The organism is Sulfitobacter sp. L-8, from assembly GCF_056859255.1.
The window spans coordinates 212,033-225,764 of the sequence record NZ_JBSXOD010000056.1 but is presented as its reverse complement, the minus strand read 5'-3'; the positions used below and the strand labels follow the sequence as shown (position 1 = coordinate 225,764).

Sequence of the window (13,732 nt, the reverse complement as noted above, 5' to 3'; positions counted from 1 at the left end):
CGGGGCATGTCTGCCCCGTTTCTGTATCGCGCATGGATCCTTGCAAGCATGGTCCTGGCACCGTTCGCGGCGCGGTCGTCCATGCGCAAGTTGCACGCGCAGGGCGTCACGACAAAGCGCAGTCGGGAAAAGCTGGGCCGTGCCACGCAACCCCGGCCTCAAGCGGGCCCGCTTGTGTGGCTGCATGCAGCATCGGTAGGCGAAAGCCTGTCGGTCCTGGCGCTCATTACCCGAATGGGCCAGATGTTGCCCACCGCGCAGTTTCTGATCACTTCCGGCACCGCGACCTCGGCCAAGCTGGTTGCACAGCGCTTGCCGCCCCGCACCATACATCAATTCGCCCCATTGGACGCGCCGCGCCCCGTCAAGCGGTTCCTGAAACACTGGCACCCCAACGCGGCGATTTTTGTGGAAAGCGAACTGTGGCCGCAAATGCTGCGCCGCACCCACGCAACCGGGGCACGCATGGCGCTGGTCAACGCTCGCATGTCGGAAAAGACCGTGTCATTTTGGGCCGAATGGCCCCGGGCCGCGCGGTATATCTTTGACGTATTCGCGCTGATCCTGACCCAGAACGATGCAATGGCGCGAAATATGCTTCGGATGCATGCCCCTGAAGACCGCGTCGCACGCGGCGTGAACCTGAAATCCATGGCCGGCCCGCTTCCGGTGGATGCCAATGCGCTGCCAGAGGTCCGTACAACATTGGCTGACCGACCGACCTGGGTCGCATCTTCGACCCATGACGGCGAAGAACGTGCTGTGCTGTCGGCCCATCGCACCCTGCTGAAGCGGTTCCCCGATCTATGCCTAATCCTGGCACCCCGCCATCCCGAACGCGGCGATATCGTTGAGGACTTGATCAAAGCAGCAGGTTTATCGTGCCAACGGCGCAGCCGGGGCGACGCGCCTGGCGGTCAGGTCTATCTGGCCGATACAATGGGCGAACTGGGCTTGTGGTATGAAGTCTCGGAGATTGTCTTTCTGGGCGGTTCGCTGTTGCCGATTGGTGGCCATAATCCGTTTGAGGTCGCGCAATCCGGGGCGGCGGTACTGACGGGCAATCATGTAGCGGCATTCGCCGAAACCTATGCCTTGCTTGAAGCCGAAGGTGCGGCACGTATCATCGCAGATGGGGACGACCTTGCCGCGCGGGTCGCGCAATTACTGACCAACCCGGATGAATTGACCGCGATGACATCCGCGGCGCAGCGCTTTGTCGCCGCCCAGGACGACCAGCTTGACGCGATTGCCACCCGCCTTATCACAGCCTTGGAGCTAGACCGCGCATGACCCATCCGCTTGCCCAGACTGACGTGATTGCCCCGAATTTTAAACGCAGGTTAAGCGGCGTCACGGCCACCGTGATGCGCTTGGTTCCGTTGCAGGCACGCAGTATTTCCATCGTCGCAACCGGCCCTGTCGTGCCGGAAGACGTACCCCAGGTACCGTTGCTGTCCCTGCTCACGATGTCGCGGCGTGGTCCGTCTGGTTGGCGGGTCTGGCATGCACGGCGTAATGTCGAGATGTTGGGCGGGCTTGCCCTGCGCTATGTCCTGGGCAAGCGATTAAAGCTGATGTTCACCTCTGCCAGTCAACGCAGGCAAACCGGCCTGACGCGTTGGTTGATCCGGCGCATGGATGCGGTCGTGGCCACGTCTGATCGCACGAACGCTTATCTTGAAAATCCGGGCCACGTGATCATGCACGGCATCGACACCGAAGGGTTCTCTCCGTCGCCCGACCGTGCGGCGTTAAGAGCTGACCTGAAGCTGCCCGTCACTGCGACGCTTGTCGGATGCTACGGTCGCATCCGTGCACAGAAAGGCACCGATGCCTTTGTAGAGGCGATGCTGCCTGTGCTGCGTACCAACCCGGAAGTGGTGGCCCTGGTCATGGGACGTGCGACCGAAAAATACGAAGCGTTTGAACAGGGTCTGAAAGAACGGGTGCGCGCCGAAGCGATGCAGGACCGGGTGTTGTTTCTGCCTGAAGTGCCCGTCGGCGACATGGCCGATTTTTACCGCGTTCTTGACCTGTACGTGGCGCCGCAACGCTGGGAAGGCTTTGGACTAACCCCGATTGAGGCGATGGCCTGCGGGGTTCCGGTGGTGGCGACCCGCGTCGGGGCCTTTGAGAAGCTGGTCGTGCAGGACACAACCGGACTTTTGGTCGATGCAGATGATATCCCCGCCCTGTCTGACGCTATCAACAGCGCATTGTCCGACCGCGACCGGTTGGCCAATTGGGCCGTGGCCGGACGCAGCTATGTCATGTCTGACTTTTCCATCGAACGCGAAGCGGCCGCGTTGGTAAAGATCTATCGCCGCCTATTGAAAGCCGAAGGCTAGGAACGGCAATTCGAGGCCGCCTGTACACGGTTGGAGAAAGGGGTGCAAAGTCCATTGCCCCCCTTTGACCATCTCAATTCAGGGGCATGCGCTGTTCCGCAAGACCTGCCCACCAGCTACAACCCGCCGGAATCACGTCATCGTTGAAGTTGTACATCGGGTGGTGGACCATCGCGGTGTCACCGTTTCCGACCAGAATATAAGCGCCGGGCCGTTCTTCGAGCATGAAGGCAAAGTCTTCTCCGCCCATGACAAGCGGTGCCTCATCGCACTGACCCGATACGCTGCGCGCGACGTCTGCGGCAAATTCGGTCTGGGCATCATGGTTCACCATCACCGGATAGTTGCGCACGTACTTGACCCGTGCCACCGCACCGAAGGTCGCCGCGATACCTTCGCAAATCTCGGTTACACGTTTTTCGGCCAGATCCCGCAGGTCGTTCGACAAGGTACGTACCGTCCCCAGAAGGTTTACCCGTTGCGGGATCACGTTAAACGCCTTTGAAGACGTTTCGATCGACGTGATCGACACCACAATATTGCCCACCGGGTCCGCATTGCGGCTGACGATGGTTTGCAACGCGGTGATGATATGTGCGGTGACGACCCCTGTATCGATTGTCTCGTGTGGTTTGGCTGCGTGACCGCCCAGACCTTCGACCTCGATTTCCAACAGATCAGTCGCCGCAAAGAATGGCCCCGTGCGGATGCTGAACTGGCCTGCGGGAATGCCAGGCCAGTTATGCATGCCATAGACTTCCTGGATGTTCCAACGGTCCATCATCCCGTCGTTACACATTTCGCGCCCGCCGCCGCCACCTTCTTCGGCAGGCTGGAAAATGACCACGACGGTACCGTCGAAATTACGTGTCTCCGCCAGATATTGTGCCGCCCCCAGCAACATGGCCGTGTGCCCATCGTGACCACAGGCATGCATCGCGTTTGGGGTTTTCGACGCATATTCAACGCCGGTCTGTTCATGGATAGGTAGCGCATCCATATCGGCACGCAGACCGATGACCTTGCCGGACGTGGTTGAATTTCCCTTGATCACTCCGACCACGCCGGTGCGGCCGATACCTTCGACCACCTCGTCGCAACCAAAGCTGCGTAACTTTTGTGCGACCGTGGCGGCGGTGCGATGGGTTTCGAACAAGATTTCGGGATGTTCATGCAGATCACGACGCCATTCGGTAATGTCGTTGTGGAGTTCGGCAAATCGGTTTTTCACGGGCATTTCAGGCAGTCCTTCAGAGTGATCATATCCGCATGCAGCAAAGCCTGCACTAGGCGGGCAATCGGGTTTCCACCATCTCCGCGAACCAGCTACAGCCGGCGGGAATGGCATCATCGTTAAAATTGTACATCGGGTGGTGGACGGTCGGGCCATCCCCGTTGCCCAGCATGATATAAGCGCCGGGACGTTTGTTCAGCATATACGAAAAATCTTCCCCTGCCATGATAGGCGGCGTGTTTCTATCCACCCCCGGTGTCACTTTTTCGGCAGCATCGGCCGCAAAGCCGGTGTTTTCCTCGGCATTGATAGTGATTGGATACCCCCGTTCATAGGTGATATCTGCCTGACACTGATAAGCCGCACAGGTATGTGTCACGATCGCCTCGAGCCGTTCCTGGGCCAGATCCCGCACGCCCGCATCCAAGGTACGGACGGTGCCGCGCAGGCGCACGGTTTGCGGCAGGACGTTGTGACTGTCTGTATCGGACCGCAGGGTGCAGACCGACACGACAACCTGTTTAATCGGGTCAACGTTTCGGCTGGCGATGGATTGCAGCGCGATCACGACATGGGCCGCGGCAAGATTGGTATCGATCGCCTCGTGCGGTGCGGCTGCATGACCGCCCTGCCCGGTTACGGTAATGTCGAACTCGTCCGCTGCGGCCAGCAATGGTCCTGAACAGATCGCGAATTCCCCGACCGGGTGGCCGGGCATATTGTGCAACCCATATACTTCGTCAATTGCCCAACGATCCATCAGGCCTTCCTCGACCATGACATTTCCACCGCCGCCACCTTCTTCGGCAGGTTGGAAGATCAAGACGGCCCGCCCATCGAAATTGCGCGTCTCGGCCAGATACTGCGCCGTCCCGAGCAGAATCGCCGTGTGGCCGTCGTGGCCGCAGGCGTGCATCTTGCCGGGGGTCTTCGACTGATACTCAAGACCCGTTAGTTCGGTGATCGGCAGCGCGTCCATATCCGCGCGCAGGCCGATCGTGCGCCCGGACTTGTTGGTCTTACCCTGGATAACAGCGACAACCCCCGTCTGCGCGACGCCGGTGGTAATGTCACTGATGCCAAAGCTGCGCAGCTTTTGTTCAACAAACGCAGAGGTTCGCGGCAGATCGAACATCAATTCGGGAATTGTATGCAGGTGGCGACGCCAGGCGGTGATCTCGGCGTGGGTGTCAGCAAAGCGGTTCTTGATCGGCATCGGGGGCTCCGTTTCGTGGGGGTTGCGCGTCAAACATTGGGGCCAAGGATCATCGGGCTGCCATCGGTAAAGCGTGACAGGCGGAAGCGGGACAGATCGTGACCGACCTCGCCTCCCGTTGCAAGGGCCGCAAGCACGCGTCCCATTCCTGGCCCGATCCCGAACCCGTGTCCTGACATTCCGGTGCCGATGGTCAACCCGGGCAACCTATCCACACGGTCCACCACGGGCACGATATCGGGCATCGTGTCAATCATCCCTGCCCATGCCGCCTTGAGCTTCACCGGCGGCAAGTCCGGGAACATTTCAGCAAAGTTTCGAAGCAAACGCCTGATCTTGCCCATGTTTGGGGCCGGATTCAGTATACGCATCGCTTCAAACGGCGTACTTTCATCGCCGCGCCAGCGGCGCTTGGTTGTCCATGCATCAGGAAACCCCGTTGGAGCAAACGGATGCAGAACCTGGCCGAACGGATTGGCGCGCAGTTGGGTCATGTAATGCGGCAAGGCGCGCCACGCATCGGGTCCGATGAAAAGCTCCGGCGCACCCGGTGGTGCTAGGGTATAGCCTCCATCTTCGCGCCGCCTGAATGCAACTTTTCGATTTGCGGCCGCACCTGCGTAAATCTCGGGCAACGGTTCGGTGGCCGCAACATTTTCGCGTACCGAAAGCTGCGGCATACTGACGCCGTGATTGCGCAAAAACAAGGCAGACCAGGCCCCGCCTGCCAGCACGACATTATCCGCAGCAATCCGGCCCTGTTCAGTGACGACACCCGACACCCGTCCGTCCGTGATGTCCAGCGATCTGACAGCACAGCTTTCGATGATCTGGACGCCTTCGCGGGCTGCAATCGCCGCAAGCGCAGGCACCGCTACCCAAGGTTCCGCACGCAGATCCGACGGCGTGACCAGCGCACCCAACGATGGTCCGGCCATGCCGGGAAACAACGCCGCGACCTCTGCTTGGGACAAGATCTTGCTGTCTACGCCGTTGGCCCGGGCGTGGGGCAACCATTCTTCGTAATCGGCAAGCTGCCTGGCCTTGCTGGCAAAATACGTGATGCCTCCTTGGCGCAGCCCGATATCGACGTTTGTTTGCGTCGCCAGTTCACGCCACAGCCGTTGCGCCTCTGACATAATCGGCATTTCATCAGGGTCGCGGCCCTGCTGGCGTATCCACCCCCAGTTGCGGCTGGATTGTTCAGCAGCGACCCGGCCCTTTTCCAGCAACGCCACCTTCAAGCCGTCACGCGCCAGAAATAACGCCGTGCATACGCCGATGATCCCGGCCCCAATCACGACAACGTCGGCTGCATCCGGCTGTGGTCCGGGATAGGTGATCGGCGTATCATGATTGATCGGAAACTGCATGGCGTGCCTTTTTGGGTCGGTTCGTTGTGGGTCCCTATACCGACCCGTCGCTAAGCTGACAGTCGGGTAATCAGATCGCGCATGAAGCTATGCCCGGCCTCGAATTGTGATATTTCGATATATTCATTTGGTTGATGCGCTTGCGCGATATCGCCCGGACCACAGATAACAGCGCTATAGCCGGCCTCCTGAAACTGTCCGGCTTCGGTACCATAGCTGACCTTGTGACTGGCATTATCCCCGGTGATTTGCCGAACAAGGGTTTCGGCCAGACCGTCTTTCTCTGGCTCAAGCGCGGGCACGTCGAAACGGGGTGTCACCTCGATATAGGTTTCCGGCACGACCTCTTGCATCTGCTTTTCGACTTCACGCACCTTTTCCAGATAGGCGTTACCCCAGGCATGCTTGTCTTCACCGGGAACAACGCGGAAATCCATCGCGAAATAGCAGTCCTTGGCGGTTATGTTGTGCGCGGTACCGCCCGAAATCATGCCGACATGCGCGGTGGTAAAGGGTGGGTTGAACATCGCCGCCAGCTCTGTGGGTTTGTCGGCCATATTCTGTGTGTTGGTATCGTTGGCCCATTCGATCAACTTGGCCCCCGCCATGATTGCGTTGACCCCGGTATGCAAAAGCGACGAATGCACCTCGAACCCAACCACGTGGGTATTGAAACCGATACCGCCCTTGTGACCCGTCACCGCCTGGAGGTTGGAGGGTTCGCCGACAATGACCATCGCACCTTGCGGCAGCGCCGACTGCATCGCCTGAATCATCGGCGGCGCACCGGAACAACCGACTTCCTCATCAAAGCTGAGGGCAAGCTGAAGCGGGCGTTTGACACCGGCGTATCGGGCTTCGACCAAGGCCCAGATTGCCAGTGCATCGAACCCCTTCATATCGCAGGTACCACGGCCATAATAGCGCCCGTCACGTTCGACGACGCTAAAGGGGTCACTGTCCCACGGCTGGCCATCCACGGGCACGACATCGGTGTGCCCCGAAAGCACAACGGCCCCTTTCTCCAAAGGGCCGACATGGGCAAACAAGGCGTGTTTCGGCTGATCCGGTTCGATATAGCGATGCGACGCGATACCATGGCCATCAAGATAGTCAGCGACCCAGTCAATCAGTGGAATGTTGGTATCGCGTGATACAGTTGGAAAACCTATCAGCTTTTCCATAATGGCAAACGGGGTCATGCGCGACATCATCGATTTGATCCTTTAGTACCCACTGTCGGTGATAAGCACCTGATGGCCAGGGGACACGGTTTTGTAGACTGAGGCCTCGGCGACATAATCCGTCGGGTGAATGGGTGATGGAATGGGTTTGAAATTCAGCTCGCTTTCCTGTTTCCTCATCCGCGGATCCGCAATCGGGACGGCTTTCATCAGCGCTTGGGTATAAGGGTGCTGAGGGTTCTCGAAGACTTGCGACCGCGTCCCCATTTCCACGATCCGCCCAAGATACATCACCCCGACATGGTGGCTGACGCGTTCAACCACCGCCATGTCATGGCTGATGAACAGGAACGACAGCCCAAGTTCGTGTTGCAGCTCAAGCATCAGGTTGACCACCTGCGCCTGTACCGAAACGTCCAGCGCCGATACGGCTTCGTCTGCGATGATAAGCTTGGGGTTCAACGCAAGGGCACGCGCAATCGCCACCCGCTGCCGCTGACCGCCCGAAAGTTCGTGGGGAAACCGGCGCATGAAACTGCGCGGCAATTCGACGCGATCAAACAACATTTCAATGCGTTTGGTCAACGCTTCGCCCTTGAGGGTGCCGAAATTGTGGATCGGTTCGGCAACCTGATCAGACAATTGCATCTGAGGGTTCAGCGACGCGAACGGATCCTGAAAGATCATCTGCATGTCCAGACGCGCTTCGCGCAGGCCCTTGGCGTTCAACGCCATGATGTCCTTGCCATCGATGTTGATTTCACCTGCCATTGGTTCGACCAAACGCAGCACCGATCGTCCCGCCGTGGATTTCCCGCAACCCGATTCCCCCACGAGGCTGAGAGTCTGGCCTTTGTTTATCGTAAACGACAGATCTTCGACCGCGTGTACGTTGGCGATGGTGCGGCGTAAGAACCCCCCGGTAACAGGAAACCGGGTCGTCAGGTTCTTGACCGTCAAAAGGGTGTCTTGCGTCCCTTTTATGGGCACAATCTCCTTATTCTGTGTGCCCAAAAGCTTCATTGGTTCGGGATAGGGCTTGCCGCGCATTTCCCCCAACTTGGGAACGGCGGCCAAAAGGGCCTTGGTGTAAGGGTGTTGGGGGTTTTCAAAGATTTCCTCGACAGTTCCCTCTTCGACCTTGTTGCCCCGAAACATGACGACCACACGGTCCGCCATCTGTGCAACGACTGCCATATCATGGGTAATGAACATGACCGCGGTCCCGGTCTCGCGTTTCAAACGGTCGATCAGGGCAAGGATTTCGGCCTGAATGGTCACGTCCAGTGCCGTGGTCGGTTCGTCAGCGATCAACAACCTTGGCGAACAGGCCAGCGCCATGGCGATCACCACGCGCTGCCGCATCCCGCCCGAAAGCTCGTGCGGGTATTGCGTCAGACGGCGCTCGGGCTCGGGGATACGCACTTGTGTCAGCAGTTCCAGCGCCCGGGATTCAGCCTCGGATCGCGACATTTTCTTGTGCAGGCGCAGCCCTTCGGTCAGCTGGCGACCCACTGTAAAGACCGGGTTCAGTGCGGTCATAGGCTCTTGAAAGATCATACCGATTTCGTTGCCACGAATTTCACGCATGATGTCTTGATTGGTCCTTGCCAAATCGATGGCAGGCGCATGCTGGCGTTCAAACAACAGGCGGCCCCCCGCGATACGGCCACCACCAAATTCCACCAACCGCATGAGCGATAACGAGGAGACCGATTTACCGGATCCGGATTCGCCCACAACGCACACGGTTTCACCCGCACGGATATCGAAACTGACATTCTCGACGCCTAGAACCGGACCGTCTTGGGTCTGGAACTCTACCCTAAGCTCTTGAATCTGCGCGATAGGTGTCGCTGAGGTCTGGTCGAGCATAATTTTTCCGCTGATGTTATTCATGTATCAATTATTTTGATCTGTTGACGCTAAGGCCATTCGTGACCCAGTGTCAAACCCCGCTCTGCCCGTCCGTTACGGCATCATTCACGAGGCTTGCAATTTGTGCGAAACCTGTTTCCATAAATGGACGCGTGCAAAAAGGGCGAGGAGTCGACAGAGCGAGATAACGCAAGACAAACCAGAACTTGCGCTCTTGACCTTTTTGAAACGATCATAAGACTGTCGAAACCGCATCGCGTAGGTGGTGCCGACAAAAAAAGAACGCGACACCAGGAAAAATAGAGTGTCCAACAAGGAGTAAGTTATGAATATGAAAACCCTTTTAATGGGTGCAGTGGCATCGGTTGCCCTTGCCCCCGCGGCCTTTGCGGCTGCCCACGAGGGCGAGCGCGGGCGCGATGGCGAAGTCAAGATTATCTACTGGCAAGCCCCCTCGATCATGACGCCATACCTTTCCGGTGGCACCAAGGATCTTGAGGCGGCAAGCTTGGTGATCGAACCGTTGGGCCGTTATGACGAAACCGGCGCTCTGGTCCCCTATCTTGCCGCTGAGATCCCAACTGTCGAAAACGGCGGTGTATCCGAAGATCTCAAATCCATCACGTGGAAGCTGAAAGAAGGCCTGTTATGGTCGGACGGCAGCCCCGTGACGTCGGCGGATGTCAAGTTTACCGCCGATTATTGCATGGCACCGGACGGTGGCTGTGCGCAGGCATCCAAATTCGACGGCGTTGAAAGCATTGACGTGATCGACGATTTGACCGTGAAGGTAAATTTCAAGGACGCCAAGCCAAATCCATACGGACCCTTCATGGGCGCGCAATCCCCGATCATTCAAAAGGCTCAGTTCGCTGAATGTCTGGGCGCAAAAGCACCCGAATGCACCGAGGCCAACTTTAACCCGATCGGCACGGGACCATTCATGGTGACGGATTTCCGTCCCAATGACGTGATCCAGATGGAAGCCAACCCCAACTATCGCGATCCGGGCAAACCTGCCTTCGCATCGTTGACATTCAAAGGCGGCGGCGACGCAAATGCCGCGGGCCGCGCCGTCATGGAAACCGGCGAATACGATTACGCGTGGAACATGCAGCTTGCACCGGATGTGTTGGCGAAAATGGCCGAAGGTGGCAAAGGCAAGCCGATCTCGGCGTTCGGCACACTGGTCGAACGGATCGAGATGAACATGACCGATCCATCGCCTGATCTGCCCGAGGGTGAACGCGCGACCGTCGCCCACCCGCACCCGATCCTGTCGGACTTCAAGGTGCGCAAGGCGCTCTCCATGGCGATTGACCGCCCCTTGCTGGTCGAAGTCGGCTATGGTCAGGCGGGTCGTCCGACCTGCAACCTGGTACCTGCCCCCGAGCTTTACGCATCGGACAATACCGAATGCCTGACACAGGATCTGGAAGGTGCCAAGGCGCTGCTGGAAGAAGCCGGCTGGACCGACTCCGATGGTGACGGCATCCGCGACAAGGACGGCAAGAAACTGTCGCTGCTGTACCAGACCTCGACCAACGCTGTCCGTCAGGATTTCCAGGCGCTGATCAAAGACTGGTGGAACCAGATCGGTGTCGAAGTCGAACTGCGCAACCTTGATGCGTCCGTCTTCTTTGGTGGCGACCCCGGTTCGCCCGATACCTTCCAGAAGTTCTATGCCGACGTCGAAATGTACGCCAACAACTTTGACGGCACTGACCCGCAGGCCTACCTGTCTGCCTACCGTTGCGGCGGTGAACCAAAACCATCAAGCCAGTGGCAGGGCGAAAACATCAACCGTTTCTGCAACGAAGAGTATGACGCGTTGCTGGACGAACTGTCGCGCACCGGTGAACTGAGCAAGCGTGGCGAGATTGCCAAGAAGCTGAACGACATCATCACCAAGGAAACCATGACGATTGTACCCCTTGTCGATCGCGGACGGGTCTCTGCTGCGTCCACGACACTGGGCGGCGTGATCCTGAACACATGGGATTCGGAATTGTGGAATGCCGCAGATTGGTATCGCATCAAGGAATAAGCCAAAATACAAAAGAGAAGCACGCCCCCCCCCGGGGTGTGCTTCTCATCACTTGATGTCCTGTCTCAAACATGCGAACCCGCGCATCCTTCGGATTTCGCCGCTTCTCCACCCCTAGACTGACCTGCAAAGGTGCCGCGCATGCTGACCTTCACTATCCGTCGACTGCTTTTGTCGATACCGACGCTTTTGTTCATCAGCCTCGTTATATTTTTGCTGCTGCAACTGGCCCCCGGTGATCCGATGGCGCAGGTGCCGCTGACCGTGCCCCCGGAAGTCAAACAGAAAATGCGCGAAGCCCTGGGCCTGGGCCAGCCGATCTATGTTCAATACTACAAATGGTTGATCCAGTTTTTCTGGGTAGAACCTCAGGTCTTCATTGATTGGGCTACGCGCGACACATTGCTGCTGGGCTGGTTGCCCGACACCCATCTGTCAACATTCGTGGACCCCGATACCGGCGCTGTTCGCCCGGTGCAGCGTGCCATCAGCTGGCAAACCCGCAGCCCGATCATGGATATCGTCATTCAGCGTATGCCGCAGACGCTGTGGGTGGTGGGGCTCAGCTATATCGTGGGAATCCTGATCGCGATCCCGATCGGAATCTATTCTGCCTATCGCCATTATTCACTGTTCGACCAGGCCGGCACCTTTGTGACGATGGTAGGCTTTTCCATTCCGCCGTTCTTTACCGGTCCGCTGTTGATCGTTATTTTCTCGGTTTCACTGGGATGGTTGCCTTCAATCTATGACACCACCCATGTGGTAACCGACTGGGCCAGCTTTAAGGTGCAGTTCATGCAAATGATCATGCCGGTCATGGTACTTGCGCTGCAAACCACCGCCCAAATCAGCCGTTACATGCGTGGTGCCATGCTGGACAACCTCAATCAGGATTACGTCCGTACGGCCCGCGCCAAAGGGCTCAAGGAAACGACGGTGGTTCTGGTACACGTCCTGCGCAATTCGATGATCCCTGTCGTTACCGTCATCGCCCTTGGCATGCCGGCAATCTTCGGCGGGGCCATCATTACGGAGAACGTGTTCAAGGTGAACGGCATTGGCCAGCTTCTGCTGACCGCGCTTTTTGCCAATGATCTGCCGATGGTGATGACACTTACCTTTATCTTTGCCATCCTGATCGTTCTGTTTAACCTGATTGCCGATATTCTATACGGCCTGCTTGACCCAAGGATCCGCTATGACTGAGCAAGCAATCCCATCAAGCCCGATCGAGGCCGAACTGGAACTGTACGGGGCGTTGGTCGACAAGGAACCGCAAAAACCGCCGCGCAGCCAGTGGATCGACGTTTGGCAGCAGTTTCGCAAACACAAGGGTGCCGTGTTTGGCGGAGGCTTCTTGCTGTTCATCACCCTTGCTGTGGTGTTCGGCCCGTTCCTCTGGGATGTCGACCCCAAGGCGTTGGATATTCGCAATAAGAACTGGCGCCCGATCTACCAGCTATTGTTCGACAGCGAAGCCAAGGCAGGCTGGGCACATCCTTTTGGCACCGATCAACTGGGCCGTGATATCATGGCCCAGATGATCGCGGGCGGTCAGGTGTCGATGGCGGTTGGCTGGTTGGCAATGGGGCTGGCGTTGGTGATCGGCAGTGCCATCGGAGTGCTGTCGGGCTTCTTCACAAAGCTGGATTTCTGGCTGATGCGGTTTACCGATCTGGTGTTGTCACTGCCGATCCTTCCCTTGACGTTGCTGGCTGTCACGCTGTTCCGTCAACCCCTGAACGCCCGGTTCGGGCCAGAGGGGGGCATGTTTATCCTGATCGTCGGAATCATCGGCCTGACCTCTTGGATGCAGACCGCCCGGATCGTGCGGGGCGATATACTTGCATTGAAGGAACGCGAATTCATCCTCGCTGCCCGCTCCATTGGCACACGGTCGGGAAAGATCATTCGGCGGCATCTTCTTCCCAATGTAATATCCCCGATCATGGTATCTGCGACATTGGGGTTGGCGACCGCGATCATTACCGAGAGCGCTTTGAGCTTTCTCGGCGTGGGGTTTCCATCGGATTTTCCAACCTGGGGCAAACTCCTGTCCGATGCCGTATCGCGGATGCAGGAATTTCCCGAACGTGTCCTGCTGCCCGGTATCGCCATTTCCCTGACGGTGCTGAGCGTGAATTATCTGGGTGACGGGTTGCGCGATGCGTTGGACCCCCGTCTGCGCGGGCGGTGATCAAGCTTCTACAGGCTGCGTCTGAATTCGGGTCGGTTTTGAGTTTTTTTTAAAAGGGTGAAACCAGTGTGGTGGGCTGGCTTCTTGAGCCGGGACAAATTTGACGCTTCGGCGAATAAGGAAATAAGTGCGGTGCCGTGAGTGGTGACGGTGTGCTTGTTCGTGCAGCCGGTCCATTGGAGAATTATTTCTGTCTGCTTCACCGTCACGCGGAATATCTTACCTGGTAACTGCGAATCTGCGGGCTGA

The 13,732-nt window shown here is 57.9% G+C and carries 10 protein-coding genes; 5 read left to right on the top strand and 5 right to left on the bottom strand.

The genetic code is table 11. The features are described from left to right. Nucleotides 1-6 precede the first annotated feature (6 nt). Together AC13DE_RS17775 and AC13DE_RS17770 are read left to right on the top strand one after the other, a co-directional pair. A complete protein-coding gene (locus tag AC13DE_RS17775; RefSeq protein WP_483048591.1) occupies nucleotides 7-1,293 on the top strand; it encodes a 3-deoxy-D-manno-octulosonic acid transferase in 1,287 nt (428 codons plus the stop codon). Continuing rightward, nucleotides 1,290-2,351 (top strand): glycosyltransferase family 4 protein, encoded by a 1,062-nt coding sequence (locus AC13DE_RS17770; RefSeq protein WP_483048590.1) that lies wholly within the window; start codon nucleotides 1,290-1,292, stop codon nucleotides 2,349-2,351. The genes AC13DE_RS17775 and AC13DE_RS17770 overlap by 4 nt, the downstream gene beginning before the upstream one ends. A 73-nt stretch (nucleotides 2,352-2,424) precedes the next feature. Here the strand turns inward: AC13DE_RS17770 and AC13DE_RS17765 are convergent, their stop codons facing one another. From AC13DE_RS17765 to AC13DE_RS17745, 5 genes are read right to left on the bottom strand one after another with little or no spacing between them, the layout of a single operon-like run. Continuing rightward, on the bottom strand, nucleotides 2,425-3,588 hold the full coding sequence (locus AC13DE_RS17765) for a M20 aminoacylase family protein (protein WP_483048589.1): 1,164 nt from the start codon (nucleotides 3,586-3,588) through the stop codon (nucleotides 2,425-2,427). A gap of 49 nt (nucleotides 3,589-3,637) precedes the next feature. Next, complete coding sequence (locus AC13DE_RS17760; RefSeq protein WP_483048588.1) at nucleotides 3,638-4,801, bottom strand: M20 aminoacylase family protein; 1,164 nt, start codon at nucleotides 4,799-4,801, stop codon at nucleotides 3,638-3,640. Between the two features lie 29 nt (nucleotides 4,802-4,830). Continuing rightward, nucleotides 4,831-6,174: an NAD(P)/FAD-dependent oxidoreductase gene (locus AC13DE_RS17755; protein ID WP_446314044.1), complete on the bottom strand. Its 1,344-nt coding sequence runs from the start codon at nucleotides 6,172-6,174 to the stop codon at nucleotides 4,831-4,833. Nucleotides 6,175-6,224: 50 nt separating this feature from the next. Beyond that, the gene (argE, locus tag AC13DE_RS17750; RefSeq protein WP_483048587.1) at nucleotides 6,225-7,388 is read right to left on the bottom strand and encodes an acetylornithine deacetylase; all 1,164 of its coding nucleotides are present in this window, start codon (nucleotides 7,386-7,388) and stop codon (nucleotides 6,225-6,227) included. Between the two features lie 12 nt (nucleotides 7,389-7,400). Continuing rightward, nucleotides 7,401-9,233, bottom strand: a complete 1,833-nt coding sequence (locus tag AC13DE_RS17745) for an ABC transporter ATP-binding protein (RefSeq protein WP_483048586.1) — start codon at nucleotides 9,231-9,233, stop codon at nucleotides 7,401-7,403. A gap of 328 nt (nucleotides 9,234-9,561) precedes the next feature. Here AC13DE_RS17745 and AC13DE_RS17740 point away from each other — a divergent pair, with 328 nt between their 5' ends. The 3 genes from AC13DE_RS17740 (at nucleotide 9,562) to AC13DE_RS17730 (ending at nucleotide 13,483) form a co-directional block, all read left to right on the top strand. After that, nucleotides 9,562-11,283 (top strand): peptide ABC transporter substrate-binding protein, encoded by a 1,722-nt coding sequence (locus AC13DE_RS17740; protein ID WP_446295583.1) that lies wholly within the window; start codon nucleotides 9,562-9,564, stop codon nucleotides 11,281-11,283. Between the two features lie 141 nt (nucleotides 11,284-11,424). Next, nucleotides 11,425-12,492, top strand: coding sequence for an ABC transporter permease (locus AC13DE_RS17735; protein ID WP_446295584.1), 1,068 nt, complete (start codon nucleotides 11,425-11,427; stop codon nucleotides 12,490-12,492). Further along, nucleotides 12,485-13,483, top strand: coding sequence for an ABC transporter permease (locus AC13DE_RS17730; protein ID WP_446314041.1), 999 nt, complete (start codon nucleotides 12,485-12,487; stop codon nucleotides 13,481-13,483). Before AC13DE_RS17735 ends, AC13DE_RS17730 begins: the two co-directional genes overlap by 8 nt. Nucleotides 13,484-13,732 lie beyond the last annotated feature (249 nt).